The organism is Dactylosporangium thailandense, assembly GCF_059739745.1.
In genome coordinates this window covers 9,133,366-9,158,175 of sequence record NZ_AP029195.1, presented here as the reverse complement: position 1 = coordinate 9,158,175, position 24,810 = coordinate 9,133,366, and the positions used below count along the sequence as shown (strand labels likewise).

At 73.5% G+C, this 24,810-nt stretch carries 26 protein-coding genes and 1 riboswitch; of the genes, 11 read left to right on the top strand and 15 right to left on the bottom strand.

The window, feature by feature from the left end:
• Window positions 1–5: 5 nt before the first annotated feature.
• Window positions 6–1,439 carry a cellulose binding domain-containing protein gene (locus AC6JBM_RS40780; protein WP_497979144.1) on the top strand — a complete coding sequence of 478 codons (1,434 nt, stop codon included), beginning with the start codon at window positions 6–8 and terminating at the stop codon, window positions 1,437–1,439.
• Here the strand turns inward: AC6JBM_RS40780 and AC6JBM_RS40775 are convergent.
• Together AC6JBM_RS40775 and AC6JBM_RS40770 are read right to left on the bottom strand one after the other, a co-directional pair.
• Window positions 1,417–1,638 (bottom strand): LuxR C-terminal-related transcriptional regulator, encoded by a 222-nt coding sequence (locus tag AC6JBM_RS40775; protein WP_497979143.1) that lies wholly within the window; start codon window positions 1,636–1,638, stop codon window positions 1,417–1,419. The genes AC6JBM_RS40780 and AC6JBM_RS40775 overlap by 23 nt on opposite strands.
• A 304-nt stretch (window positions 1,639–1,942) precedes the next feature.
• Window positions 1,943–2,779, bottom strand: a complete 837-nt coding sequence (locus tag AC6JBM_RS40770; protein ID WP_497986642.1) for a PSP1 domain-containing protein — start codon at window positions 2,777–2,779, stop codon at window positions 1,943–1,945.
• Window positions 2,780–3,110: 331 nt separating this feature from the next.
• On the opposite strand from AC6JBM_RS40770, the gene AC6JBM_RS40765 reads away from it, so the two are divergent.
• On the top strand, window positions 3,111–4,511 hold the full coding sequence (locus AC6JBM_RS40765; RefSeq protein ID WP_497979142.1) for a hypothetical protein: 1,401 nt from the start codon (window positions 3,111–3,113) through the stop codon (window positions 4,509–4,511).
• Window positions 4,512–5,047: 536 nt separating this feature from the next.
• On the opposite strand, the gene AC6JBM_RS40760 is transcribed toward AC6JBM_RS40765, so the two are convergent.
• Window positions 5,048–5,287, bottom strand: coding sequence for a hypothetical protein (locus tag AC6JBM_RS40760; protein WP_497979141.1), 240 nt, complete (start codon window positions 5,285–5,287; stop codon window positions 5,048–5,050).
• 190 nt (window positions 5,288–5,477) lie between these two features.
• Here AC6JBM_RS40760 and AC6JBM_RS40755 point away from each other — a divergent pair, with 190 nt between their 5' ends.
• The 5 genes from AC6JBM_RS40755 (at window position 5,478) to AC6JBM_RS40735 (ending at window position 10,516) form a co-directional block, all read left to right on the top strand.
• A complete protein-coding gene (locus tag AC6JBM_RS40755) occupies window positions 5,478–5,882 on the top strand; it encodes a winged helix-turn-helix domain-containing protein (protein WP_497979140.1) in 405 nt (134 codons plus the stop codon).
• A gap of 346 nt (window positions 5,883–6,228) precedes the next feature.
• On the top strand, window positions 6,229–6,696 hold the full coding sequence (locus tag AC6JBM_RS40750; protein ID WP_350612320.1) for a MarR family winged helix-turn-helix transcriptional regulator: 468 nt from the start codon (window positions 6,229–6,231) through the stop codon (window positions 6,694–6,696).
• Window positions 6,693–8,231 carry an MDR family MFS transporter gene (locus AC6JBM_RS40745; RefSeq protein ID WP_497979139.1) on the top strand — a complete coding sequence of 513 codons (1,539 nt, stop codon included), beginning with the start codon at window positions 6,693–6,695 and terminating at the stop codon, window positions 8,229–8,231. The genes AC6JBM_RS40750 and AC6JBM_RS40745 overlap by 4 nt, the downstream gene beginning before the upstream one ends.
• Before the next feature lie 102 nt (window positions 8,232–8,333).
• Entirely contained in the window at window positions 8,334–9,968 is a 1,635-nt protein-coding gene (locus tag AC6JBM_RS40740; protein WP_497979138.1) for a long-chain fatty acid--CoA ligase, read from the top strand.
• Window positions 9,965–10,516 carry a hypothetical protein gene (locus AC6JBM_RS40735; protein ID WP_497979137.1) on the top strand — a complete coding sequence of 184 codons (552 nt, stop codon included), beginning with the start codon at window positions 9,965–9,967 and terminating at the stop codon, window positions 10,514–10,516. The genes AC6JBM_RS40740 and AC6JBM_RS40735 overlap by 4 nt, the downstream gene beginning before the upstream one ends.
• Here AC6JBM_RS40735 and ku read toward each other — a convergent pair.
• Entirely contained in the window at window positions 10,410–11,336 is a 927-nt protein-coding gene (gene ku, locus AC6JBM_RS40730; RefSeq protein WP_497979136.1) for a non-homologous end joining protein Ku, read from the bottom strand. The genes AC6JBM_RS40735 and ku overlap by 107 nt on opposite strands.
• 97 nt (window positions 11,337–11,433) lie before the next feature.
• Here ku and ligD (AC6JBM_RS40725) point away from each other — a divergent pair, with 97 nt between their 5' ends.
• Entirely contained in the window at window positions 11,434–12,363 is a 930-nt protein-coding gene (ligD, locus tag AC6JBM_RS40725) for a non-homologous end-joining DNA ligase (RefSeq protein WP_497979135.1), read from the top strand.
• Window positions 12,356–13,240, top strand: coding sequence for a non-homologous end-joining DNA ligase (ligD, locus tag AC6JBM_RS40720; RefSeq protein ID WP_497979134.1), 885 nt, complete (start codon window positions 12,356–12,358; stop codon window positions 13,238–13,240). The genes ligD (AC6JBM_RS40725) and ligD (AC6JBM_RS40720) overlap by 8 nt, the downstream gene beginning before the upstream one ends.
• A 49-nt stretch (window positions 13,241–13,289) precedes the next feature.
• Here the strand turns inward: ligD (AC6JBM_RS40720) and AC6JBM_RS40715 are convergent, their stop codons facing one another.
• The gene (locus AC6JBM_RS40715) at window positions 13,290–14,519 is read right to left on the bottom strand and encodes an aminotransferase class V-fold PLP-dependent enzyme (RefSeq protein ID WP_497986641.1); all 1,230 of its coding nucleotides are present in this window, start codon (window positions 14,517–14,519) and stop codon (window positions 13,290–13,292) included.
• Between the two features lie 22 nt (window positions 14,520–14,541).
• Window positions 14,542–14,657, bottom strand: a riboswitch (SAM riboswitch).
• A 518-nt stretch (window positions 14,658–15,175) separates the two neighbouring features.
• Between AC6JBM_RS40715 and AC6JBM_RS40710 the strand changes: the two genes are divergently transcribed.
• A complete protein-coding gene (locus AC6JBM_RS40710; protein WP_497979133.1) occupies window positions 15,176–16,624 on the top strand; it encodes a PrsW family intramembrane metalloprotease in 1,449 nt (482 codons plus the stop codon).
• A 45-nt stretch (window positions 16,625–16,669) separates the two neighbouring features.
• On the opposite strand, the gene AC6JBM_RS40705 is transcribed toward AC6JBM_RS40710, so the two are convergent.
• Window positions 16,670–17,011: a GroES family chaperonin gene (locus AC6JBM_RS40705; protein WP_497986640.1), complete on the bottom strand. Its 342-nt coding sequence runs from the start codon at window positions 17,009–17,011 to the stop codon at window positions 16,670–16,672.
• A gap of 155 nt (window positions 17,012–17,166) precedes the next feature.
• On the opposite strand from AC6JBM_RS40705, the gene AC6JBM_RS40700 reads away from it, so the two are divergent.
• On the top strand, window positions 17,167–18,408 hold the full coding sequence (locus AC6JBM_RS40700; RefSeq protein ID WP_497979132.1) for an AI-2E family transporter: 1,242 nt from the start codon (window positions 17,167–17,169) through the stop codon (window positions 18,406–18,408).
• 13 nt (window positions 18,409–18,421) lie between these two features.
• On the opposite strand, the gene AC6JBM_RS40695 is transcribed toward AC6JBM_RS40700, so the two are convergent.
• The 9 genes from AC6JBM_RS40695 to AC6JBM_RS40655 all read right to left on the bottom strand — a co-directional run bounded on the left by AC6JBM_RS40695 (window position 18,422) and on the right by AC6JBM_RS40655 (window position 24,801).
• Entirely contained in the window at window positions 18,422–19,159 is a 738-nt protein-coding gene (locus AC6JBM_RS40695; RefSeq protein WP_497979131.1) for an alanyl-tRNA editing protein, read from the bottom strand.
• 129 nt (window positions 19,160–19,288) lie between these two features.
• Window positions 19,289–20,179, bottom strand: coding sequence for an alpha/beta fold hydrolase (locus tag AC6JBM_RS40690; RefSeq protein ID WP_497979130.1), 891 nt, complete (start codon window positions 20,177–20,179; stop codon window positions 19,289–19,291).
• Window positions 20,176–20,502: a DUF2516 family protein gene (locus tag AC6JBM_RS40685; protein WP_350612309.1), complete on the bottom strand. Its 327-nt coding sequence runs from the start codon at window positions 20,500–20,502 to the stop codon at window positions 20,176–20,178. Before AC6JBM_RS40685 ends, AC6JBM_RS40690 begins: the two co-directional genes overlap by 4 nt.
• A 67-nt stretch (window positions 20,503–20,569) precedes the next feature.
• Window positions 20,570–21,037 carry a hypothetical protein gene (locus tag AC6JBM_RS40680; RefSeq protein ID WP_497979129.1) on the bottom strand — a complete coding sequence of 156 codons (468 nt, stop codon included), beginning with the start codon at window positions 21,035–21,037 and terminating at the stop codon, window positions 20,570–20,572.
• Window positions 21,034–21,465: a helix-turn-helix domain-containing protein gene (locus AC6JBM_RS40675; protein ID WP_497979128.1), complete on the bottom strand. Its 432-nt coding sequence runs from the start codon at window positions 21,463–21,465 to the stop codon at window positions 21,034–21,036. Before AC6JBM_RS40675 ends, AC6JBM_RS40680 begins: the two co-directional genes overlap by 4 nt.
• 80 nt (window positions 21,466–21,545) lie before the next feature.
• The gene (locus AC6JBM_RS40670; RefSeq protein ID WP_497979127.1) at window positions 21,546–22,493 is read right to left on the bottom strand and encodes an asparaginase; all 948 of its coding nucleotides are present in this window, start codon (window positions 22,491–22,493) and stop codon (window positions 21,546–21,548) included.
• Window positions 22,486–23,319: a beta-keto acid cleavage family enzyme gene (locus AC6JBM_RS40665; RefSeq protein WP_350612306.1), complete on the bottom strand. Its 834-nt coding sequence runs from the start codon at window positions 23,317–23,319 to the stop codon at window positions 22,486–22,488. Before AC6JBM_RS40665 ends, AC6JBM_RS40670 begins: the two co-directional genes overlap by 8 nt.
• A gap of 13 nt (window positions 23,320–23,332) precedes the next feature.
• Window positions 23,333–24,397 (bottom strand): CAF17-like 4Fe-4S cluster assembly/insertion protein YgfZ, encoded by a 1,065-nt coding sequence (gene ygfZ / locus AC6JBM_RS40660; protein ID WP_497979126.1) that lies wholly within the window; start codon window positions 24,395–24,397, stop codon window positions 23,333–23,335.
• On the bottom strand, window positions 24,391–24,801 hold the full coding sequence (locus AC6JBM_RS40655) for a Fur family transcriptional regulator (RefSeq protein WP_497986639.1): 411 nt from the start codon (window positions 24,799–24,801) through the stop codon (window positions 24,391–24,393). Before AC6JBM_RS40655 ends, ygfZ begins: the two co-directional genes overlap by 7 nt.
• Window positions 24,802–24,810: the final 9 nt, after the last annotated feature.

Sequence of the window (24,810 nt, the reverse complement as noted above, 5' to 3'; positions counted from 1 at the left end):
GGGCCATGGGTGCCCATCTCCGCCTCCGCCTCGGCGTCTCGCTCGTCGTGGCCGTCGCGGCCGCGATCGCCGCGACCGCGCTGGCCCCCCTCCCCGCCGCGATCCTGCTCATCGCGGCCGCCTCCACCGCCGGAGCCCTGCTGGGCTGGCCCGGGGCGGTGTTCGGGCTCGCCCTGCTGGTCTTCGCCGACGGGGTCGCGGCCAAGGTCGCGGTCGGGCTCGCCGGGGCGCTGCCGTGGGTCGCGATGCACGCGTGGCGGCGCTGGTCGGCCCGCGACCGGCGGCTGCGCGCCGAGGCGGCCGCGGCCGAGCGGGCGCGATTACAGGCCGAGATGCACGCCTCGCTGGCCGAGACCCTCGAACTGGCCGCGATCCGCGAGCCCCGCGCCGACCCCACCGACGCCGCGCTGCCGGATCTGGTCGCCGCGATCACCCACGAGTGGTCGCAGCGCTCCGGCGTCGGGGTCATCCTGCACAGCGCCGGCCTGGACGAGACCGGCGCCGCGGCGCCCGAGGCCGGCATCGAGCTGTGCTGGATCCTCCGCGAGGCGCTGGCCAACGTCGCCGCCCACGCCCGGGCCGAGACGGTGGCCGTGACGCTGGAGCGCGACGGCGACGGCATCACGCTGGAGATCCGCGACGACGGCGCCGGCTTCACCCCGCCGGCCGCCACCGGTCGCGGGATCGCCGGCATGCGCGAGCGGGCCCGCGTCTGCGGCGGGCAGCTGACGGTCTGGTCGCGCCCGGGTGGCGGCACCAGGATCACCGCCACCGTCCCGGCCGCCATGGCCGTCGGGGCGGCCCTGCCCTCGTGGCGCGTCCGGCTGGGCGCGGCGATGGCGGCGGCGGTCGTACCGCTCGCCGTCGTCGCCCTCCTGACCGCACCCGGCGGCCTCACCTCGCCGCTGGCCGCCGACGACGGGCAGCTGCCCTTCGACCCGAACGCCACCCGCGGCCCGGCCACCGCCCAGGCCGCCGGCGGCGCGTCGCCCGGGCGCTCCGGCGCGACCGGGAGCCCGGCCGCCACCCCGTCCCGCGGCTCCTCGGGCCGCCCGTCCGGCGCGGCGGGGACCAGCGGCCCGGCCGCACCGCCCCCGACGACCGGCCCGACCGTGGTCGAGCAGCGCACCTGCCGGGTCGCCTACGTCAAGCGCAGCGAGTGGAGCCCCGGCTTCGTCGCCGACGTGACCCTGACCAACCTCACCGGGGCCCCGATGCAGGGCTGGTCGCTGCGCTTCGACTACACGGCCGGGCAGAAGGTCACCAGCTACTGGAACGCGATCGCCGCGCAGAGCGGCACCGGGGTGGTCGTGCGGCCGACCGGTGACCAGCCGACCCTGGCCGCGGGGGCGTCGCTGACCTTCGGCGTCCAGGGCATCTGGCAGGGCACCAACCCGAGCCCGTCCGCGTTCACGCTCAACGGGAGCCCGTGCGGCTGAGCCAGTGGACGATCGCCTCCGTGCGGTTGCTCACCCGCAGCTTCAGGTAGATCTGGCTGACCCGGTTGCGGACGGTCTTCTCGGCCAGGGCCAGCCGGTGCGCGATGGCCGCGTCGGGCTCGCCGGCCGCGAGCAGCTCCGTGATGTCGAGCTCGGCGAGCGCGTGCCCGGCCCCGCTGACCACCAGCACCTTCGTCACGGGCGCCACCCCACCACGGCCCCGCCGGGCTGGCAACGAGTTCCGAAACTTTTCAGACCATGACTCGGGTCCGCCGTGGTGCGGACCGTCGCTCCCGCCAGACAACGCTCGGCGCTGCGCGCCGACGCTGCCAGGTCCGCGGCTGGTCACCGTAGGCCTTCTATCAGTCCCTCGGTGCTCGGGACGGCCCCGCCCGTGGGCCGGAACATTGATGTCTATAGATGGCGGCGCCGCGACGTCCTATGTGGACGCGGCGGCGGTTCCGGGCTACGTCGGCGGCTCACTCGCCTGGGGTGCAGCCCTCCTAGCCGTGCCGCTCCTCGTACGCCTGGCGCGATCCGCACACCGACGCCCGGCTGCAGGAGCAGCGGGAGCCGTCGGCGTCCATGCGGACGACGACCGAGTCCCGCGGCACGCTGTGCCCGACCACGCGGCCCTCGCCGTCCGGGGTGCTCACCCGTGCCCCGACGGCGGGGGCCGTCGCCTGGAACGAGACGTACAGGGGATGTTCGTACTTCAGGCAGCACATGAGCCGCCCGCAGGCGCCCGAGATGCGCAGCGGGTTGAGCGGCAGGTCCTGGTCCTTGGCCATGCGGATGGTCACGGGCTCGAAGTCGTTGAGGAACGTGGCGCAGCACAGGTCGCGCCCGCACGAGCCGATGCCGCCCTGCACGCGGGCCGAGTCGCGCGCCGAGAGCTGCCGCAGCTCGACCCGGCAGTGCAGGGTCGCGCCCAGATCCCGCACCAGGGAACGGAAATCCACCCGGTGGGGTGCGGTGAAGTAGATGGTCGTCCGCGCGCCCTGCCCGCCCGCGGAGTCCAGCACGTGGTCTACTGCCACGACCTTCATCGGCAGCTCGTGGTCGCGGATCAGGCGCTTCGCCGCGACCTTGGCCTCGGCCTTGCGCTTGCGCAGCAGCTCGTCGCGGCGCAGGTCGTCGTCGCCCGCCAGGCCGAGGAGGCGCGGGAAGCCCTCGGTCTCCTCGGTGACCCACTGGGCGGCCCAGACGCACTCGGCCACCTCGGGCCCGTCGTCGGTCGGGATGAGCACGCGGTCACCCACCTGGGGGCGCAGCTCGCCGGGGTCGAAGTAGAACAGCCGGCCGTAGCGATTGAAGCTCACCGCGCACAGCATGCCCATGGCGATCACAGTAACGCGGGTCACGCCGGGCGCCTACGGCCCGCGATCAGATGACGGGAAAAGTGGGGAAAAGTCCGACTCGACACTTTTGAGCGACCCCGTACCTATCTCGTAGCTTTCGCCGTTACTAGTGCGGATGAGACCCCAAAGAGTGGCGTAACTCCGGCTGGGAAGGCCTCGTTGGGCGCAGCAGTGGCACGCCCTGACGGGCTTGCTCCCGTACTCCCCGGTCTCGGAGGACCTCATCGCTATGACGGCACCTGTAGCTTCCGCGCGCCCAAAAACAGCCCGACTGATCGTCGCCCTCGCCGCCGCTGGGGTCCTCGGAGCAGTGAGCCCGGTCGCGTTAGCGGCTCCCGCCTCGGCGGGCGCGCCGGAGAGCTCCGGCTGCCCCGAGGGCTTCGGCGCCACGGCCGCCGCCAACACGCTCGCGATCGGCGGGCTGGACCTGCGCGGCATCGGGCTCAACACGCCGCCGCTGCCGGAGCTGCGCACCGCCACCGCGCACTCCGGGTTCGCGGGCGGCCCGGCCCGGGCCGCGGCCGACGCGCGCTACATCCAGAGCAGCGGCGTGCTCCCGCCCGGCCTGATCGGCCCCAGCGCCTACCAGCAGGCGCCCCCGCCGCACGAGCAGGCGGCGACGGTACCCGTCCAGGGCGTCAACCTCGGCGTGCTCCAGGCCGGCACCGGTGGCCTGCGCGCCCACGCCACGTGGCAGGACGCGGCCCAGTGCACCGCGGCGGCCGGCCCCAAAGCCACCGCCGACGCCCGCCTGGCCGGCCTGGCGGTGCTGCCCGGCCGCGGCGGCCGCGCCCTGCTGCGCTTCGGCGCGATCCAGAGCTCGACCGCGACCGGGGTCGACAAGCTCGACGGCAAGACGGCCGCGAAGGCGACGGCCACGGGCGGCATCGCCGACTTCACGCTCCTGGCCGGCGGCCCGTCCGCGATCGGCGTGCGGGTCGTCAGCCCGCCGAGCCTGACCGTCACGGCCGGGGCCAAGAAGACCGTCGACTACAAGGCGCCCGTGCTCGAGGTCCGCGTGCCGGGCCGCGACGTGCTGAAGGTCGACTCGGCCGGCTCCCACATCGACGTGGTCGTCCCCGTCGACGGCAACTCCCGTACTGAGGCCGAGGACCTGGGCCGCGCCGAGAACCTCCCGGTCGCCGGCCTGCCGCTGCTGGACCTGCTCGGCGGCGCGACGAGCGCCCTGTCCGGCACCATCGCCGGCGCCACCGCGATCCCGGAGTCGCTGCTCGCGGGCCTGCTGCCCGGCCTGCCGGTCGTCGGCGGCGGTCAGTCCACGGTCCGCGACACCGAGGGCCGCTCGGCCCGCCCGGCCCGCGCCGTCGTGCTGCGCGTCGAGCTCGGCTCGGTGGAGAAGCAGACGAGCGCGTCCGGCCTCTACGCGAAGGCGTACTCGGTCCGCGTGAAGCTGATCGTGCGCACGAAGTGGAAGTCGGGCGGCTACGGCGACCAGACCGACCAGACCACGATCCTGGACCTGGGCGTCTGCCAGCTGGAGGCGGCCGCGGCGTCGCCGTCGTCCGGCGGCTACGGCCAGGGCGGCGGCTCGAACGGCGGCGGCTACGGCGGCGTGAGCGGCGGCTCGGGCGGCGGCGACAGCCTGCCGGTGACCGGTTCGCGCGCCGCGCTCGTCCTCGGCGCGGGCCTGCTCCTGGTCGTCGCGGGCCGCATGTTCGTGGTGCTCTCCCGCCGGCGCTCGGCGGCCTGAGCGGCGGCTCGGGCGGCGGCTCGAACGGCGGCTCGGGCGGCGGCTCGGGCGGCGGCTCGGGCGGCGACGGCCTGCCGGTGACCGGTTCGCCCGCCGCGTTCGTCCTCGTCGCGGGCCGGATGTTCGTGATGCTCTCCCGCCGGCGCTCGGCGGCCTGAGGCCCCTCAAGACCCCTCGCAACCCCTTCGCCGCCCGTGCGGCCTCACACCGAGGCTGCCCGGGCGGCGTCTTTTTGTGCGCCAGAGCAAAAAGCCGCCCGAGTGGGGCGGCAGCTGAGCGGGGCGGCGCGGGACCAGCGGTCGATCGGGCGGCCGCGACGGCGGCGGGCTGATCGGGCGGCCCCGACGGCGGCGGGCTGAGCGGGCGGCGGCGGTTGGCCGGGCGGTGTGGGGGTTGGTAGTGGATCGAGCGGCGGCGGCGGCGACGGGTTGAGCGGGCGGTGGCGGTTGGGCGGGCGATGCGGGGCCGGTCGTTGAGCGGGCGGTGGCGGTTGGGCGAGCGGTGCGCGGCTGGTCGTTGGGCGGGCGGTGCCGGGGCTAATGGTGGATCGGGCGGCGGCGGAGGACGGCGGCGAACTCCAGGGCCGCGGACGCCACCCGCTGGGCGCCGATGATGGCGTGCTCCCAGCTGCCGCTCATGCCGGACGCGAACTCGATCTGCACGTCGCCGTCGTCGATGAGCAGGATCGGGTCGCCCTCGTCCTCGGTGATGACCGCGGTGATCGCGCGCAGGTCCAGGGACACGATCGGGCTCAGCTCTTCCTCGTCGTCCTGCATCGCGCGGCCTCCATCGGGCTGCTCGGGGGGTGCGGCGACCGCGCGGCTCGCAGCAGTTTGGACGGCCGCCGCACCCCGGTCCGGGTAGCGCGAGGCCTGACCGCCCAGCCCGGCCTCGCGCTACGGTGATAGTAGCACCAAGTGTCCGTGGGCCATAAGGCCAGGTAGTAACCTGCCGATTTCGCTTCGTATGGTCGCCAGCATGATCTCCCGGAGTTCCGGCCTGTCGCTGTATCGGCAGGTCGCGGACGTGATTCGGCAACAGATCATCAGCGGTGAACTGCCGCCGGGAAGTCTGCTGCCCTCGGAGAAGTATCTCGCCGAGGAGCATGATGTCGGTCGCGACACCATCCGAGACGCGATGGCGCACCTGCGCAGCGAGGGTCTCGTCGAGAGCAAGCGCGGCTACCGCAGCCGGGTTCGCGCCATCCAGCCGCGCGAGCGCATCTGGCTGCACGCGGGCGAGGTCGTGACCGCCCGCATGCCCACGCCGGCGGAGAAGAAGGAGCACAGCATGCAGGAAGGCGTGCCCGTGCTCGTCGTCGGCGAGAAGGCCTACCCCGCGGACCGCTACGAGTTCGGCCCCGCCGAATAGCGGCGCGCACGGACCGGCACTCGGCTCACCGCGACCAACCGAGGACCCGGCGCGCGCACGGACTGGCATCCCGCTGACCGTGGCGACCGTGGACCCGGCGGCGTCGGTGAAAAGGCCCGCCGAACAGCGGCGCGCACGGACTGATATCCGGCTCACCGCGACCAACCGCGGACCTGGCAGCGTCGGCGCGCCAGCGCCCAGCGGTGTCTGGCGGGAGCGACGGTCCGCACCCCCGCGGACCCGAGCCATGCTCTGGCGTGCCGCGCATCACGCAGAAATAGCTTGAAGTCGACCGCCCTCGAAACCGATGCTTGTGGCAAGCAAGTATCGAGTTTCGGGGGAGCGCGTGTACGAGGACAGCGAGCACGCCGCCATCGGGCGGCAGGTCGGCCGGTTCATCCGGCTGTCCGAGCGGCTCTTCGCCACCCTCAAGTGGAACGACGCCGGTCGCGGCCTCGAGCGCCCGGCCTACGTCCTGCTGAGCCGGATCGCGGTCGACGGACCGTTCCGGCTGTCGGCGCTCGCCGCTGAGGTGAGCCTCGACCTGTCCACCGTGAGCCGGCAGGTCGCCGCGCTGGAGAGCGCCGGGCTCATCGGCCGGGCCCAGGACCCGTCGGACAAGCGGGCGAGCCTCGTCGAGGTCACCGACCTCGGCCGCGAGGTCTTCGCCGAGAACCGCGACCGCTGGCTGTCCATCTGGCGGGAACTGCTCGCGGACTGGACGCCGGAGCAGCGCGCGGAGTTCGCCGCGCTGTTCACCCGGCTGAACGAGTCGATCGCGGAGAGGCTTCCGCAAGAGAGGGATTGTCGATGACCACCGCCGCGCCGGAGCAACAGACCCGGCCCACCCTCGCCCACCGGCAGATTCTGCTGCTGATGGGCGGTCTCATGACCGGGATGCTGCTCGCCGCGCTCGACCAGACGATCGTGGGCACCGCGCTGCCGACGATCGTCGGTGACCTCGGCGGCCTCGACCACTACTCCTGGGTCGTCACCGCATACCTGCTCGCCTCCACCGCGTCGACGCCGCTGTACGGCAAGATCAGCGACCTCTACGGCCGCCGCCCCGTGCTGCTGTTCGCGATCGCGACCTTCCTGGCGGGCTCGCTGCTGGCCGGCCTCTCGCAGAACATGACCGAGCTCATCGCGACCCGGGCCCTGCAGGGCATCGGCGCCGGCGGTCTCATGACGCTCGCGTTCACGATCGTCTCCGACGTCGTCGCGCCCCGCGAGCGGGCCCGCTACCAGGGCCTCTTCGGTGCCGTGTTCGGCATCTCCTCGGTCGCCGGGCCGCTCGTCGGCGGCTACTTCGCCGAGCACGACTGGCGCTGGATCTTCTACATCAACGTGCCGCTGGGCATCTTCGCCCTGTTCGTGTGCGCCCGCGTGCTGCGGCTCGTCCCGCACACCCGCCGCGAGCACCGCATCGACTACCTCGGCGCCACGCTCATGGTGGCCGGCTCCAGCGCGCTGCTGCTGGCCCTGTCGCTCGGCGGCAGCGAGGGCTACGCGTGGGACTCGGCCAAGATCCTCGGCCTGCTCGCCGGGTTCGTCGTGCTCGCCGTGCTGTTCGTGTTCGCCGAGAGCCGGGCCGAGGAGCCGATCCTGCCGCTGCGGCTGTTCAAGCGGGCCACGTTCTCGCTGTCCAACACGGCCACGTTCATCCTCGGCTTCGCGATGTTCGGTTCGATCATCTACGTGCCGCTGTACCTGCAGATCGTCAAGGGCGCCACCCCGACCCGCTCGGGCCTGCTCATGCTGCCGATGATGGCGGGCGTCATCGTGACGTCGATCGTGTCCGGCCGGATCATCTCCCGGGTCGGTCGCTACAAGTGGTTCCCGGTCGCCGGTACGGTCGTCATGGGCTCCGGCCTGCTGCTGTTCACGACGCTGCAGGTCGACACCCCGCTGTGGCAGGCGTTCATCTACATGACCGTCATCGGCGTGGGCCTGGGCCTGGCGATGCAGCCGCTGATCCTGGCCGTGCAGAACTCCCTCGAGCTGCGCGACATGGGCGCCGGCACCTCCGCGGCGACCTTCTTCCGCTCGCTCGGCGGCTCCGTCGGCGTCGCGGCGCTCGGCGCGGTGATGAACAGCAAGCTCAGCGGCGCGAGCGGGGGCGTGTCGATCAACGCGCCGGCCCAGGTGCGTTCGCTGCCCCCGGCCCAGCTGGCGATGGTCGAGCACCTCTTCGTCAACGCGCTGCACCCGGTGTTCCTGGCGGCCGCGTTCGTCGCGCTGCTGGGCACCCTGATCACCGTGGCGCTGCCGAACAAGGCGCTGCAGGGCGCCACCCAGGCCGAGACGACCGACGCGTCCGACATGGAGGCCAAGGTGGCCGCGTTCTAGGCAGACCCTCTTGTAAGCCGATATGTCCGGACGCACTGCGCGTCCGGACATATTGTTACTCGCGGGTTTCATTGTGGCGCAGCGCACATTAGCTTTGCTGTCATGCGCAGCACGATGATGAAGACACCCCTCCTGATCTCCCGCATTCTGCAGCACGGCTCCACCGTCCACGGCGACTCCGACGTCGCGACCTGGACCGGCGAGGGCGCCCGGCGCACGAGCTATGCCGAGATCGGTCGCCAGGCCGCCCGCCTGGCCCACGCCCTGCGCGGGCTCGGCGTCACCGGCGACGAGCGCGTCGGCACCCTGATGTGGAACAACGCCGAGCACCTGGTCGCCTACCTCGCGGTGCCGAGCATGGGCGCCGTGCTGCACACCCTCAACCTGCGCCTGTTCCCCGAACAGCTGATCTACATCGCCAACCACGCCGAGGACCGCGTGGTCATCGTCGACTCGACGCTGATCCCGCTGCTGGCCGGCGTGCTGCCGCACCTGAGCACCGTGCGGCACATCGTCGTGGTCGGCGCCGGCGACACGTCCAAGCTGGTCAAGGACGGCGTCGAGGTGCACTCGTGGGACGGGCTGCTCGCGGGCCGGCCGGACACGTTCGACTGGCCGGTCGTGGACGAGGACGACGCGGCGGCGCTGTGCTACACCAGCGGCACGACCGGCAACCCCAAGGGCGTCGCCTACTCCCACCGCTCCATCTACCTGCACTCGATGGAGGTGTGCATGGCGGAGAGCTTCGGACTCGGCCCGCAGATGCGCAACCTGACCATCGTGCCCATGTTCCACGCGATGGCCTGGGGCCTGCCGTATGCCGCGCTGATGAGCGGCGCCCAGCTCCTCATGCCCGACCGGTTCCTGCAGGCCGCGCCGCTGGCCAAGATGATCGAGGTCGAGAAGCCCTCGTTTGCCGGGGCCGTGCCCACGATCTTCTCGGACCTGCTGGCCTACCTCGACGCGAACCCGACCGACGTCTCCTCGCTCAAGGAGGTCGTCATCGGCGGTTCGGCCTGCCCGCCGGCCCTCATGCACGCGTACGCGGACCGGTACGGCATCCAGGTCATCCACGCGTGGGGCATGACGGAGATGTCCCCGCTCGGCTCCATCGCCCGGGCCCCGCACGGCGTGGACTACCCGGAGGCGTGGTCGTACCGCTACACCCAGGGCCGCATCCCGGCGAGCGTCGAGGGCCGCATCGTGGGCCCCGGCGGCGAGGCGATGCCCAGCGACGGCAAGGCGGTCGGCGAGCTGCAGGTGCGCGGGCCCTGGATCACCTCGCAGTACATCGGCGAGGACGGCCCGGACCCGGACAAGTTCGAGGACGGCTGGCTGCGCACGGGCGACGTCGGCACGCTCACGCCGAACGGGTACCTGACCCTGACCGACCGCGCCAAGGACGTCATCAAGTCCGGCGGCGAGTGGATCAGCTCGGTGGATCTCGAGAACGCGATCATGGGCCACCCCGCGGTGCTCGAGGCCTGCGTGGTCGGCGTGCCCGACGACAAGTGGGGCGAGCGCCCGCTCGCGACGGTCGTGCTCCGCGAGGGCGCCACCGCCGACGCCGAGACCCTGCGCGAGTTCCTCGCCGAGAAGGTCGCCCGCTGGCAGCTGCCCGAGCGCTGGTCGTTCATCGAGGCGGTGCCGAAGACGAGCGTCGGCAAGTTCGACAAGAAGCGGGTGCGGTCCGACTATGCGGGCGGCTCCCTCGAGGTGGTACAGATCAACGGGTGACCCGCCCGGCCAAGAGAGCGCTGGCGATCACCGCGGCGCTGTCGGCCTGCGTGATCGCGATCTGCGGCGTGGCCCTGGCACTGCGCGACTGGGTGCCGGGGCTCGCGGGCTGCCCCGACCTCACCAGGCCGCCGAAGACCTCGGTCTTCACGGAACAGGCGAGGATCGAGCAGTTGTACCCCCAGCTGCGCCCGATCCGGTCCGTGCACTGGCAGGAGCACGAGGCCCGCGCCCGCAGCTGCCCCGAGATCGGCCCGATGGACTACGAGATGAACGGCCTCGCGGTCCTCACCCCCGAGCGCGCCGCCGCCGCGCCCGACGGCCCCGCGGTGGCCGCCCCGGACATCCCGGCCGACCTGCGCCCGTTCGCCCCGCCGGCGCCGCACTGGCTCGACGTCGGCGGCGGGCTGCTGCTCGACCGGGCGTCCGCGACCGTCTACTTCACGCGGATTTCTTCGCGGCCGTCTTCTTCGCCGGGGCCTTCTTGGCCGGCGCCGCCTTCGTCGCCTTCTTCGCCGGTGTCGCCTTCTTCGCCGCCGCCTTCTTGATCGGCGTCGCCTTCTCCTCCTCGGACGCGGCGGGCTCCTCGCCGCGGGCGGCCCGGGCCCGTTCGACCGAGGCGCGCAGCGCGGCCATCAGGTCGACCGCGGCGGCCGGGGCCTCCTCGGCTTCCTCCGGCTGCACGACCTCGCGCCCGGCGACCTTGGCGTCGATGACCTCCTGCAGCGCCTCGCGGTAGTTGTCGGTGTAGGCGCTCGGGTCGAAGTCGGCCGCCATCGACTCGATGAGCGAGCCGGCCATCGCGAGCTCGGCGGGGCGGGCGGTCACGTCCTCGTCGAGGATGTCGAATTTGGCCGCGCGGATCTCGTCCGGCCACATCATGGTGTTGAGCACCAGCACGTTGTCGCGCACGCGGAGGGTCGCCAGCTGCTCGCGCTGGCGCAGGGCCACCTTCACGATCGCCACACGCTCGACGTTGGTCAGGGCGTCGCGCAGCAGGGCGTAGGGCTTGGCCGCGGTCTGCTCCGGCTCCAGGTAGTACGCCTTGTTGTACAGGATCGGGTCGACCTGCTCGGTCGGCACGAACTCCAGCACCTCGATCGCGCGGCTGGTGGTCAGCGGCAGGTCGGAGAAGTCGTCGTCGGTGAGGATGACCATCTCGCCGCCGCCCAGGTCGTAGCCCTTGGCGATGTCGTCGTAGGCGACCTCTTCGCCGTCGACGGAGCAGACGCGCTTGTACTTGATCCGCCCGCCGTCGTCCCGATGCACCTGGTGGAAGCGGATGTCCTTCTCCTCCGTCGCCGAGTAGAGGCGGACGGCGATCGAGACCAGCCCGAAGGAGACCGCGCCCTTCCAGATCGCGCGCATGAGGATCCTTTCCGCAGCGTATCGACCATGCAATCTTCAGCTTCGCATCGTTTCGAGCCGGGCGCGAGGAACTCGCAGGCGAACTATCGTGTGGAGCATGGCAGCTGCGCCGGCTCCGATGCTCGCCTCGCCCGGTGCCCTGCCCGCCGGACCCGGCTGGGCGTACGAGTTCAAGTGGGACGGCATCCGCGCGATCGCCGTCGTGCGCAAGGGCGTGACCAGGCTCTTCGCGCGCTCGGGGGCCGAGGTGACGGCCGCCTACCCGGAGCTCGCCGGCGTCGGGCGGGGCCTGGCCGACTCGGTGCTCGACGGCGAGGTGGTGGCCATGGACGAGGCCGGGCAGCCGTCGTTCCAGGTGCTCGCCGAGCGCATGCACGTGCGCGAGCCGAACCGGGCCGCGCGCCTGGCGGCCACGGTGCCGGTGACGTACCTCGTCTTCGACGCCCTGCGCGCGGAGGGCGACGAGCTCGTCGGGCTGCCGTACCGCACCCGCCGCCAACGCCTCGAAGCACTCCCGCTCGGCTCCCGCGCGATGGTGCCCCCGTCGTTCGACGACGGCCCGGCGACCGTGGCGGCGAGCCTGGAGAACAAGCTCGAGGGCGTGGTGGCGAAGCGGGCGGAGTCGCTGTACCACCCGGGAGTCCGTACGCCCGACTGGATCAAGGTGAAGCTCGAGGAGAGCTGCGAGTTCGTGGTCGGCGGCTGGCGGCCGGGCAAGCGCGCGCTCGGCGCGTTGCTGGTCGGGGTGCCGGTCCCGGGCGGGCTGGCCTACCGCGGCCGGGTGGGCGGCGGCATCTCCGGCGCGTCCGAGCGCTCGCTGCTGGCGGCCCTCGAGCCCCTCTCGACGGGCCGGAACCCGTTCGGCGCGTCGGTGCCGCGCGAGGACGCCCGCGGCGCCGTGTGGGTGGACCCGCACCTGGTGGTCGAGGTGAAGTTCGGGCACCGCACGCGCGACGGCCGGCTGCGCTTCCCGCGCTTCCTGCGCATCCGGCCGGACCTCAGCGCCGAGGAGGTCCGCGATGCCTGACCGGATTCACGTGGAGGTCGACGGCCGCCGGCTGGACATCTCCAACCTCGACAAGGTGCTGTACCCGCGCGCCGGCTTCACCAAGGGCGAGGTCCTCGACTACTACACCCGGATCGCCCCCACACTGCTGCCGCACCTGCGGGACCGCCCCCTGACCCGCACCCGCTACCCGAACGGCGTCGAGGGCGACGGCTTCTTCGAGAAGAACGCGCCCGCCGGGACGCCGGAGTGGGTGCGGACCGTCCGGCTGCCGGTCCCCGGCTCCTCGAAGGGCCGCGAGCAGATCGACTTCATCGTGGTCGAGGAGCTCGCGACGGTCGTGTGGCTGGCCAACCTCGCGGCGCTGGAGCTGCACACGCCGCAGTGGCGGGTCGACGCCGAGGGCCGCCCGCTCGACCCCGACCAGCTCGTCGTGGACCTCGACCCCGGCCCGCCCGCGGGGCTGCCGGAGTGCTTCGAGGTGGCCCTGGTGCTGCGCGAGCGCCTGGCCGCCGACGGCCTGGAGTGCGCGGCGAAGACCTCCGGCAAGAAGGGCATGCAGCTCGTCGTGCCGCTGCCCGGCGGCGAGACGGCCGACGAGGTGAGCGCCTACGCGAAGGCGGTCGCCGAGGAGCTGGCCCGCGCCCGCCCGCGGCTCGTGGTCGCGAAGATGGCGAAACAGCTGCGGCCCGGCAAGGTGTTCATCGACTGGAGCCAGAACAACGCGTTCAAGACGACGGTCGCGCCGTACTCCCTGCGCGCCGGCCCCACCCCGACCGTGAGCGCCCCGCTGGCGTGGGACGAGGTCGAGGCCGGCGAGCTGACCGCCGCCGGCCTGACCCCATCGGTGGTGCTCGACCGCGTCTCGGCCCGCGGCGACCTCCTGCTGGGCCGATAAGTCGGGCGCTACGCGCCGCGACTTATCGGACATTTCGTATATGTCGGGATCACTGCAGGGCGGCGAGCAGCCGGTCGATGTGCTCCTCGGTGGTGCCGATGCCGAAGCTGGCCCGGACGGCCTGCCCGCCCCCCGGCTCGCAGCTTGCCGCCACCTCCGGCGACGCCTCGCCGGTCAGGCGGGCCGTGGCCTCGGACAGCAGGCGGTTCGTCAGCGGGTGCGCGCAGAACAGGCCCGTGCGCACCCCGATGCCGTGGTCGCGGCCGAGCGACACCGCGAGCTGACCCGGGTCGCGGCCCCGCACGGCGAAGGAGACGATGCCGACCCGCGCCGCGTCGGCGGGGAAGAGCCGCAGCTCCTCCACGTGCGGCAGCGCGGCGAGCCCGGCGCGGAGCCGGTGCAGCAGCGCCTGCTCGGTGCCCGCGAGGTCGCCGGCGAGGTCGCGGTCGCGCAGGGCGCGCAGCGCGGTGGCGAGGGCGACCGCGCCGAGGAGGTTGGGGGTGCCGGCCTCGTGGCGGGCCGGGCCGGTGGCCCAGCGCGTGGGCCCGTCGCCGGGGACGTGGGCGCTGGCCCCGCCGCCGGCCAGGTAGGGCTCGGCCGCGTCGAGCCAGTCCGCCCGCCCGGCGAGCACGCCCGCCCCGAACGGCGCGTAGAGCTTGTGCCCCGAGAACGCGACGTAGTCCGCGCCGAGCCCGGCGAGCCGCCCGGGGGCGTGCGGGGCGAGCTGCGCGGCGTCGACGGCGATCCGGGCGCCGTGGCGGTGCGCGACCTCGGCCAGCGCCTCCACCGGCCACACCTCGCCGGTCACGTTGCTCGCCGCGGTGACGCTGACGAGGACGTTGGGGTTCCGCAATTGGTACAGGCACAGCTCCAGCGCCTCGACGGCCTCCCGCGGCGTGCGGGGCGCCGGCAGCCGGATCGCGTCGCGCCAGGGCAGCAGGTTGGCGTGGTGCTCGGCATCGAACGTGACGACCGTGGTGCCCGCCGGGACCGCCCGCGCGAGCAGGTTGAACGCGTCCGTGGTGTTGCGCGTGAAGATCACCGTGTCGCCCGGGCCGTGGCCGAGGACGTCCGCGACGGTCTCGCGCGCCTGCTCGTACTCCCGCGTGCAGCGCTCCGACAGGGCACCCGCGCCGCGGTGGACGCTGCCGTAGTAGGGCAGCAGGTCCGCGACGGCGTCGGCGACGACCCGCAGGCAGGGGGCGGTCGCGGCGACGTCGAGGTTGGCGAAGTCGACGCTGCGCCCGTCGGACAGCTTGACCTCGCCGGGCGTGAGAATTTCGGACACAGGGCAGCCCTTTCGCTCGCGCTTGCCCGGCACACCGCGTGCCGGGCCGGGTCATCACCCGGGGCACCCCGCCGCGAACGCGAGGGTTGCCGGCCAGCAAGCCGGGGCTGTGCGCTGGCACTCATGACCTGACATGACCGTACCGCGGATAAAGTTGCCCCATGAGCGATCTCCCGCCGAATGGGACGCCGTCCTCGCCCGAGCCCGCGTCCGGGCCGCCCGCCGCCTCGCCGCCGGGCGCGTCCCCGTGGGCCTCCCCGAGCGCTCCGGCGACACCCTCCGGCTGGGGCTCGCCTTCAAACCCGGAGCCCTCCCCGTCGCAGCCCGCCTCGGCCCCGCCCGCTTCGGCCCCGCCGGCCGCGCAGCCCGCTTCGGCCCCGCCGGCCGCGCAGCCCGCTTCGGCCCCGCCGGCCGCGCAGCCCGCTTCGGCCCCGCCGGCCGCGCAGCCCGCTTCGGCCCCGCCGGCCGCGCAGCCCGCTTCGGCCCCGCCGGCCGCGCAGCCCGCTTCGGCCCCGCCGGCCGCGCAGCCCGAGTGGGGGCGGCCGGCGTGGAGTCAGCCCGCCTCCGCGCCGCCGGCCGTCGAGCCGGCGTCGGCCCCTCCGACCGCCTGGGGACAGCCGGCGCCCGGTGCCGAGTGGGGCCGGCCGATGACGCCCCAGATCCCGGCCGGGCAGTCGTCCGGCCCGGCGATGGCGCCCGCGGTGCCCAACGTGACCGAGGCGGTCGAGCCGCCGACGGGCCGCCAGGAATACCCGACGGCCGCGCTCGCCCTGGCCGCCGCCCCGCCCGCGAAGCGCTCCGACCGGCGCCGGCTCTGGACGCTGATCGGCGTCATGGGCTTCATCGCGGCCTGCGGCGTCGCCGTGCTCGCGTTCTTCGGCTTCAGCGGCGGGTGGACGGCGCTGGTCGTGGGCGTGGCCTCCGCGGTGATCCCGGTGCCGGTGCTGGTCTCCTGCTTCCTGTGGCTGGATCGGTACGAGCCGGAGCCGGTGAAGTACCTCGTCTTCGTCTTCGGCTGGGGTGCCTTCGTCGCGACCGGGGTGGCCCTGGTGGTCAACACCGCCGGCTCCTACTTCGCCGAGAAGGCCGGGCTCTCCGACGCGCTGGTCGCCGTGATCGTCGCGCCGCTGATCGAGGAGAGCATGAAGGCGCTCGGCCCGGTGCTGCTGTTCTGGCGCCGCCCGCGCGCGTTCTCCGGCATCATCGACGGGATCGTCTACTGTGGACTTTCCGCGACCGGGTTCGCGATGGTCGAGAACATCCTGTACCTCGGCTTCAAGGGCTACGGCGAGGCCGCCGACAAGTCCGGACCCGTCACCGGGGCCGCGGCGTTGGTGGGCATCTTCATCGTGCGGATCCTCATGACCGGGTTCGCCCACCCGCTGTTCACCTCGATGACCGGCATCGGCCTCGGGTTCGCCTCGCGCTCCTCGGCCCGGCCGGTGCGCTTCCTCGCCCCGCTCGCCGGCCTGCTGGTCGCCATGATGCTGCACGGCTCGTGGAACCTCATGTCGGTGACGGCGTCGACGAGCGCGTGGGTCCTGCTCTACGGCTATTTCGCCGTCATGATGCCGATCTTCCTGTGCATGGTCGGCTTCGCCCTGTGGCTGCGCTCCAACGAGGGCAAGCTGACCGAGCGCGTGCTCGGCGAATATGCCCGGGCCGGATGGTTCTCGCCGCCCGAGGTCGCCGCGCTGGGCACGCTCGGCCGCCGCCTGTCCGCCCGCCGCTGGGCCAAGCGGGTCGCCGGCGACGCGGGCGCCAAGGCGATGCGGGCGTTCCAGTTCGACGCGACGCGGCTGGCCCTCCTGCGCGACGGCCTCCATCGCGGCCTGGACAAGGAGCCGAAGCGGCGCATGGAGGCGCTCGCCGAGGAGCGGCAGCTGCTGACCGCGCTCGACGCGTACCGCCAGGTCTTCGTCGGCCGCGACCCTCAGTCGCCGCGGGCGGTGTGGGACGGCACGCGCTACCACATCACCTTCCCCGACGGCGTCGTGCGGGTCCTCGACGCCCCGGCCACGCCGGTGGTGCCCGTGCCCGTCTCGCTGGCCCCGCCGCCCCCGCCGGCGTTCGCCGCCCCGTACTACTACCGCTGACCGCCACCCGGCGCGCGACCTACCAGGGCCGCGCGCCGGTCGGCGTCACAGGTAGAGGCCGGTCGAGTCCGGCTCGACGCGCCGGGCCGCGACCGCGTGCACGTCCCGCTCGCGCAGCAGCACGTAGTCGCGCCCCTGCAGCTCCACCTCGGAGCGCTCCTCGGGGTCGAAGAGCACCCGGTCGCCCGCGACGATCGAGCGCACGCTGGGCCCGACGCCGACCGCGGTCGCCCACGACAGCCGCTTGCCGACCGAGGCGGTCGCGGGGATCACGATGCCGGAGATGTGCCGGCGCTCGCCCTCGGCGCCCTCGAGCCGGACGAGCACCCGGTCGTGCAGGAGCCGGATCGGCAGGGCGTCGGGGGGTCGCGTCGCCGGTCGGGGCAGCGGGTTGAGCGCCGGTGGACGCCTGGTAACCAGCGGCGGGTTGTGCTGTCACGCTTGCGACGCTACCGCCTCGATGCGTGCCAACGTCGCGCGACCCGGTCTACGGTGGAGAGTCGCCGTCGGGAGACGTGGAAGCCGCATCGGGGAGGTAGTACGTGGGCCGGTTCGACAAGGTGCGCGCCAATCTGCGCCGCGCCTACCTCCAGCGACTCGCGGAGGCCAGGGCCGAGCGCGAGATCGCGGTCGCCGACGAGCCCGAGCCGGAGCCGACGCTGGTCGTGGGGGAGTTCGAGCACGCGACGACCACGAGCCGGGACGACGCGGAGATCCCGCACGGCCTGCGCATCGCCGCCGCCTGGTCCTGGCGCCTGCTGCTGCTGATCGCGGCCGCGGCCGTGCTGCTCTGGCTCGTCGGCCGGCTCAAGACCGTGCTGATCCCGCTGAGCATCGCGCTGCTGCTCTCGGCCCTGCTCGCCCCGGTGATGGGCGTGCTGCGCCGCCGGGTCAAGCTGCCGCCGTCCCTGGCCGCGTTCGTCGTGCTGATCATGGGCCTGGGTGCGGTCGCGGGCGTGCTCACCCTCGTGGTGACCGAGTTCGTGGCGGGGTTCCCGGCCCTGGCCGAGAAGGCGTCGGCCGGCGTGACGCAGATCCAGGACTGGCTCACCACCGGGCCCCTGCACCTCAGCGGCCGGCAACTCGACGCGACCTTCGACGCGGCGACCACCTGGCTCAACGACAACCGGGGCAGCCTCACCGACAGCGCGCTGAGCACCGCCACCGCGACCGTCGAGTTCCTGGCCCTCGCGCTGCTGATCCTCTTCGTCACCTTCTTCTTCATGCGCGACGGCAAGCGGATCTGGCACTTCGTGACCGGCATCCTGCCGACGCCGGCCCGCGACCCGATCCGCCGCGCGGGCGAGGCGGCGTGGCGGACCCTGGTCGCCTACGTGCGGGCCACCGTGCTCGTCGCCTTCATCGACGCGCTCGGCATCGGCCTGCTGCTGTTCTTCCTCAACGTCGACTTCTGGTTCCCGCTGGGCACCCTGGTCTTCCTCGGCGCGTTCGTGCCGATCGTCGGCGCCACGGTCTCCGGCGCCGTCGCGGTGCTGGTCGCGCTGGTCGACGAGGGCCCGATCACCGCGCTGGTGGTCCTCATCGGCGTGATCGCCGTGCAGCAGCTGGAGGGCCACGTCCTGCAGCCGCTCATCATGGGCCGCGCGGTCTCGGTGCACCCGCTCGCGGTGATCGTGGCGATCGCGACGGGTGTGGTGCTCGCGGGCATCATCGGCGCCCTGGTGGCCGTGCCGCTCGTGGCGGTGCTGAACACGGGCATCCGCCACCTGGTCCAGCATCGCCAGGAGCCCCCGCCCGAGGCCGTGATCGTCTCCGCCGACTGATCCGCCGGGCGGGTCAGTCCGACAGGCGCACCCGCACCCGGCGGTTGGCCTTGCCCTTGGACTCGACCTTCACGACCTGCAGCCGCCCGATCTGCGCCGTGGACGCCACGTGCGTGCCGCCGTCCGCCTGCGTGTCCAGCCCGATGATGTCGACGATGCGGATCTCCTGCTCGTCGGCCGGAATCAGGTTCGACTGGGTGCGGATGATGTCGGGCAGCGCCAGGGCCTCGTCCCGGCCGAGCACCTTCGTCACCACCTTGCGGTCCGCGACCACCTCGGCGTTCACGAGCTCCTCGAGGCGCGCCTTGAAGTCCGGCGGCACCTCCGGCAGGTTGAAGTCCATGCGGGCCTCGGCCGGCTCCATCGAGCCGCCGGTGACGAGCGCGCCGAAGTCGCGGAACACGACCCCGCACAGCACGTGCAGGCCCGAGTGGGTGCGCATGAGCTTGGTGCGCCGATCGTCCTCGACCGCGCCGGTCACCTCGGTGTCCACCGGGGGCAGCGGGTCGCCCTCGGCGGGCAGGAGGTAGAGGTCGTCGGCCTTGCGGGTGCCGACGATCCGCGTCTGAACGCCCTGCCAGAGCAGGACGCCGTGGTCCGGGGGCTGCCCGCCCCCGCCCGGGTAGAAGGCCGAGCGATCCAGCACGATCCCGTCCTCGGCCGACGCGTGCAGGACCTTGGCGGTCCACTCCCGCAGCGTCGGGTCGGCGAGGTCGAGCCGGTACGTGCGGCCGTGATGTGTGACACCCATGAAAGCCGACTATATGCGGCGGGTCGGCCCCGCCCAGGCAAGCGAAGTGGTCATGCAATACAGAATCCGTCGGACCCGGTTCTGATACGCGTCAGCACCTCGGACGTTCGGTCACTCCGGGCGGGCCGTTCAGGCGTTCAGGAAGTCCGAGATCCGGGTGCGCAGGTCGGCCCGCTGGGTCCACACGATGCCGGGCCGGTCGTAGATGTGCAGCTCGGCCTTTGGCAGCGCCCCGGCGAGCTGCTCGGCGACGGAGACCGGGTGCAGGTCGTCGCCGCGGCAGCCGATCACCAGGCACTCGGCGCTCACCGCGGCCAGGTCGTCGCGGTCGGTGACGGCGGCCTGCTCGGGAAGGCTGGCCAGGCCCGCGGCGAGCCCGTCGCGCATGAGCTGGTCGAGGCGCTGGCGCAGGAACGCCCAGACGGGCGGGGAGTTGCGCAGCTGGGCCGGGATCTCCTGGGAGATCACGTCGGCCACCGAGGCGGCGTCGCCGGCCTCGATCGCCTCCAGCAGCGCGCTCAGCCGCTCCTGGGCCGCGGCCGCGCGGGGCGCGTCGAGCACCGCGGGCAGGAAGAACACGGCCCGCTCGAAGCGCCCGGGGTTGTCGGCGAGCAGCCGGGTGAGCGCGCCGGCCCCCAGGCTCACCCCGAGCGCCCGGGTCGCGCCGCCGAGGTCGGCGATCGCGCGCAGGTCGCGGGCCAGGTCGGCGTAGGTCCACACGCCCCCCGGCGCCGCGGACTGCCCGTGCCCGCGGAACTGGAAGAACACCTTGCGCCCCCGCACGGCGCTGCCCAGCGGCCGGGTCTCGGCGATGCCGCTGCCCAGGCCGTGCGCGAACACCGTCACGGGATCGCCCTCGCCGGTGACGAGCCGCTCCAGCTCGACCCCGTGCGGCGTGGCGACCAGCTCGGTGGGCGGGGCCGGGAGCGTCGGGCGGCCGGTCTGCGGGCCGCGCGTCACGGGCGGCCGGAACCGGTCGGGGCGCCCGTCCGGCGGGGGCGGCCAGCGGAAGTCCATCACCAGGAGCCGTGGCCGTCGACCGCGTCGCGCAGCGCGGGACGGATGTCGAGCAGATACACCGCGAAGATCCCGGCCGCGATGAGCGAGAAGATGCCGAGGTGGCCCAGCCCCAGGTTGGGCGAGATCGCGGTGAGCAGCTCGCCGCCGCCGATCAGGGCGAGCCAGATGGATTTCGACATGGTCCCGATGGCCGGGAAGGCGTCGGTCCGCTGCACCACGCAGTGCAGGAAGGCCGCGGCGCCGAGCACCAGGCAGAAGATCCACACGGCGACTTGGATGTAGTACTCGACATCGTCGTAGAAGACCGGGACGGCACTCACCATGTCACGAGCTTATGCCGAAGCCCTCCGGCCCGTGTACGACGGTGCCGGAGGGCTTCGCGGGATTCCGTTACTTCTTGGGTGCGGTCTTCTTCGCCGCGGCCTTCTTGACCGCCGGGGCCGCCGGGTCGGCGGGCTCCTCGGTCGTGGTGACCTCGGCGGTCACCACCTTCTGGGCCGGCTCCAGCTCGACCCTGGCCTCGGCGGTGCGGGCGGTGCTGACGACCTTCTCGCCGCGCGCGACGAGATCGGTGTAGACGGCCAGGGCCCGGTCCTGCGCGATCTGGGCGCCCTGCTGGGCGCTGGCCAGGAAGCTCGCGGCGTTGCGGCGCGCGGCCTCACGCAGCCGGTCGAGGTCGCCGCGCAGGTTGGTGTCGGCGGCGGCCGGGCGCAGCTCCTCGACCCGGGCGCGCAGCTGGGCGACCTGCTCCGGCAGCCGGCGCAGCTGCTGGTAGGCGAGGTCGCCGGCGCCGGCGGCGGCGTAGAGCGGCGTGGGGATCTTGCGCGTGGTGCTCTTCGTGGTGGTCTCGGTGGTCACTGCGACTCCTCGTGGGAACGTGTCGGCTCGGCGGGCGCGTCGGTGCCCACGCCCTCGGGACCCCGGTCGTCGTCGGCGGCCGGGGCCGGGTTGTTCCGCGCGTTCTCCCGGCGGAACGTTTCGTAGATCTGGGTGAGCGACTGCTTCTGGGCCACGGTGAGATCACTGTCCGCGGCGATCGCGCTGAGCACGTCGTGCCCCTCGCGCTCCAGCAGCCCCGCCCGCAGGTACATCAACGGGGTCGACACCCGCAGCGCGCCCGCGAGCTGAGCCAGCACCTCGGCACTGGGTTTACGCAGGCCGCGCTCGATCTGGCTCAGGTACGGATTGCTCACGCCCGCCTGCTCGGCGAGCTGGCGGAGCGAGATGCGCGCGTTACGGCGCAGGTCACGGATGAACCCACCCAGGTCGCGCGGCTCTTCGTTCACGCTTACCGACGGTAGCGCGGGCTGCTAACTCTTGCAAGCAAAGTGCTAACTCCCGCTAGCGTGAACCCTGTCACCGCGCCCTACCACACCGAGCGAACCACGCCTACCTCCCGGCCGCCGCCCAAAACCGGAACCTGACCGCTGAGGTTCACCCCGAGGCGGGCGAAGGCCGCCGCGAGCACGGGGAGCCGGGCCCGCATCCCTCCGTCGTCGATCTTGAGCGCCACCGCGCCGACGCCGGGCAGGGCGGCCGCCGCGACCCCCTCCGCGCCGCCCTTGAGCAGCAGCCCCGGCACCGCGCGCATGAGCCGCGTGTCGTCCTCGGCCGGGTCGTCGCCCGAGACCAGCAGCGGGAAGGCCCGCATCGCATCGGCCACCGCGCGCTCCCGGCTGCCGTCGGGGGCGCTCACCAGCCGCAGGAACGACCCGGCCAGCCCGCGCAGGGAGAACGCGAACAGCGGCGCGCCGCAGCCGTCGACCCCGGTGGCCGCGATCGGCTCCCCGATCAGCTCCTCGACCGTCGCGCCGAGCCGCTCCTGGAGCGGGTGATCCGGGTCGAGGTAGGTCTCGAGCGGCCAGCCGTTGGCCCGGGCCGTGCGCAGCATGCCCGCGTGCTTGCCCGAGCAGTTCATGAAGACCCGCTCGCGGCCGTGCCCGGCCCGGACCACGGCGTCGCGGGCGTCCTCGGCCAGCGGGTAGTCCGGCGGGCACCGCAGCGCGTCGACCGGGATGCCGGACTTGGCCAGGATCTCCAGCACGCCGGCGACGTGCGGCTCCTGCCCGCGATGGCTGGCCGCGACCAGCGCGAGATCCGCGCCGTCCAGGCCGAGCCCGGCGCGCAGCAGGCCGACCGCCTGCAGCGGCTTGGCGCTGGAGCGCGGGAACACCGCCCCGAGCACGTCGCCGGCCCAGGCCGCGACCTCCCCGTCGGGGCCGAGCACCACCACGGACCCGTGGTGGCGGCTCTCCACGAACGCGTTGCGGACGACTTCGGCGAGCAGTTCCCCGCCGGCGTAGAGGTCAGACACGGGCGATCCCGAGCAGCTCGCGGGCCTGACCGGCGGTCATCGGGGGCCGCTGGGCGAGCCGGGCGAACCCGCTGGCCCGGGCGACGAGCTGGGCGTTGCTGTCGACCGGCTGCCCCTTCGCGTACGTCACCGTGTCCTCCATCCCCACCCGCAGGTGCCCACCGGCGGCGAGCGAGGCCAGCAGCACCGGCAGGGAGGCGCGGCCGATCCCGGTCGCGGAGAACGTGGTGCCCTCGGGCAGGTCACGCAGCGCGGCCTCGCAGGCGGCGAGCGCGGCGACGGTCCCGGGCATCCCGCCCGGCACGCCCATCACGAGGTCGACGTGCACGTGCCCGCCCGCGGGCAGGCCGTGCCGGTCCAGCAGCCGGCGCAGGGTGGTGAGCTGGCCGAGGTCGAAGATCTCGTACTCGGGGACGATGCCCCGCTCCTGCATGCGCGTGTGCAGGTCGACGATGAAGTCCCAGCGGTTGAGGAACACGTCGTCGCCGAAGTTGACGGTGCCCATCGTGCACGAGGCCATGTCCGGCCCGGCCTCGAGCACCCGGAGCCGGTCGGCCTCGGGATCGGTCACCGCGCCGCCGGTCGACAGCTGCACGATCAGCCCGGTCGCCTCGCGCAGCGCGGCCACGGCCTCCCTGAGCCGGCCCAGGTCCAGCGTCGGCTCCGCGTCGTCGTCGCGGAGGTGGACGTGGATCACGCTCGCCCCGACCGCCTCGCAGTCCCGTGCCGTCGTCACCAGTTCATCCAGCGTCACGGGCAGCGCCGGCACGTCCGTTTTGCGGGATTCCGCGCCGGTCGGGGCCACCGTGATCAACGTCGTCGTCATCACCCCGAAGAGGTTACGGCTCCGGGTCGATCCGGGCCGTCGACGGGCCGATACGCAGGGCGGAGTCAGGGGTCAGGTTCTGCTTCACCACGGCCAGCGCGATCATGCCGAGCTCGTGGTGGCGAACCGCCGTGCCGACGAAGCCGACGGGCCGCTCGCCGCCCTCCAGCAGGACCGGGGTGTGCCGCGCCGGGAGCTCGTCGGTGGCGATCCCGTCCAGGTGCAGCAGGGCGAGCTTGCGCGGCGGCCGGCCCAGGTGGTGCACCCGGGCGATCGTCTCCTGCCCGCGGTAGCAGCCCTTCTCCAGGTGCACGGCCGGCCCGGTCCAGCCGACCTCGGCCGGCAGCGTCTTGTGGTCGGTCTCGAACCCGGCCCGGGGCCGGCGGGCCGCGACCCGCATCGCCTCGAAGGCCCAGATCCCGGCCATCGGCAGCCCCGCGTCCTCGGCCACGGAGGCGACGAGCTGGCGGGGGACGAGCAGATCGGCACCGTACGGCATCCGGCGCGCCCAGCCCCCCGCCGGCAGCGCGGCGACCGAGTAGCGGACCGTCGGGCGCGGCGGCACCGAGCCGGTGGCGAACTTCGCCTCCGGCACCGCGAGCAGGTCGGGCGGGAGCAGCGGGCCGACGCCCAGGGCGACGAGGGTCTCGTCGGTCTGCGGGCCGACGATCGACAGCAGCGCCCAGTCCTCGGTCACCTCGGCCGGCTCGACGCGCATCAGGAAGCGCATCCGCTCCAGGAACCCCAGCAGCCCGGGCGCGTCGCCGGTGTCGAGCCAGGTGCTCGTGCCGTCGTCGGTGAGCACCGCGTGGTGCTCGACGTGCCCGTGCGGGGAGAGCACGAGCAGCTCGGAGCCGGTCCACGGGGCGAGGTCCGACAGGTGCTGGGTGGTGAGGCTGTGCAGCCAGCCCAGCCGGTCCGCGCCCGGGATGGCCAGGACCCCGGTGTGCGAGCGGTCGACCAGGCCCGCGGCGGTGTCCAGGATGCGCTGCTCGCGGGCCGGGTCGCCGTAGTGCGCGACGGCGCCCGCATCGGGGTCGGTGGGGTCGAGGGCGGCGACCGGAACGGCGCTCAGCATGGTGCTCCCTTGCTCTCCCCGCACGCTCGGCACAGGCCGAACAGCGCGACGTGCCCGATGTCCAGGCGGAACCCGCGGCTCTGCGCCAGCTCGCCGGCGAGCTGGTCCAGGACCGGCGACGGCAGCTCGAGCACCGAGCCGCAGCCCCGGCAGACCAGGTGGGCGTGCTGGTGCTCGTCGACCGCGTGGTAGGTCGGCGCGCCGTGCGACAGGTGCGCGTGCGTGATCAGCTCCAGCTCCTCCAGGAGCTCGAGCGTGCGGTACACAGTGGTGATGTTGACCCCGGCGGCCTTCTCCGCCACCTCGGCGTGGATCTGGTCCGGGGTGGCGTGGCGCAGCCGGTAGACCGCCTCGAGCACGAGCTGCCGCGGCGCGGTCAGCCGTAGCCCGCGCGACCGGAGCATCTCCGCGAG

Bases quoted from the DNA above. Each gene is read 5' to 3' on its own strand.
- ygfZ (WP_497979126.1), bottom strand. From the start codon at position 24,397: ATGCTGAGCGCCGTTCCGGTCGCCGCCCTCGACCCCACCGACCCCGAT.
- AC6JBM_RS40740 (WP_497979138.1), top strand. From the start codon at position 8,334: ATGCGCAGCACGATGATGAAGACACCCCTCCTGATCTCCCGCATTCTG.
- AC6JBM_RS40745 (WP_497979139.1), top strand. From the start codon at position 6,693: ATGACCACCGCCGCGCCGGAGCAACAGACCCGGCCCACCCTCGCCCAC.
- ku (WP_497979136.1), bottom strand. From the start codon at position 11,336: ATGCGCGCGATCTGGAAGGGCGCGGTCTCCTTCGGGCTGGTCTCGATC.
- AC6JBM_RS40755 (WP_497979140.1), top strand. From the start codon at position 5,478: ATGGTCGCCAGCATGATCTCCCGGAGTTCCGGCCTGTCGCTGTATCGG.
- AC6JBM_RS40760 (WP_497979141.1), bottom strand. From the start codon at position 5,287: ATGCAGGACGACGAGGAAGAGCTGAGCCCGATCGTGTCCCTGGACCTG.
- AC6JBM_RS40710 (WP_497979133.1), top strand. From the start codon at position 15,176: ATGACGCCCCAGATCCCGGCCGGGCAGTCGTCCGGCCCGGCGATGGCG.
- AC6JBM_RS40685 (WP_350612309.1), bottom strand. From the start codon at position 20,502: ATGGTGAGTGCCGTCCCGGTCTTCTACGACGATGTCGAGTACTACATC.
- AC6JBM_RS40770 (WP_497986642.1), bottom strand. From the start codon at position 2,779: ATGGGCATGCTGTGCGCGGTGAGCTTCAATCGCTACGGCCGGCTGTTC.
- ligD (WP_497979134.1), top strand. From the start codon at position 12,356: ATGCCTGACCGGATTCACGTGGAGGTCGACGGCCGCCGGCTGGACATC.
- AC6JBM_RS40695 (WP_497979131.1), bottom strand. From the start codon at position 19,159: ATGGGTGTCACACATCACGGCCGCACGTACCGGCTCGACCTCGCCGAC.
- ligD (WP_497979135.1), top strand. From the start codon at position 11,434: ATGGCAGCTGCGCCGGCTCCGATGCTCGCCTCGCCCGGTGCCCTGCCC.
- AC6JBM_RS40780 (WP_497979144.1), top strand. From the start codon at position 6: ATGGGTGCCCATCTCCGCCTCCGCCTCGGCGTCTCGCTCGTCGTGGCC.
- AC6JBM_RS40665 (WP_350612306.1), bottom strand. From the start codon at position 23,319: ATGACGACGACGTTGATCACGGTGGCCCCGACCGGCGCGGAATCCCGC.
- AC6JBM_RS40655 (WP_497986639.1), bottom strand. From the start codon at position 24,801: ATGCTCCGGTCGCGCGGGCTACGGCTGACCGCGCCGCGGCAGCTCGTG.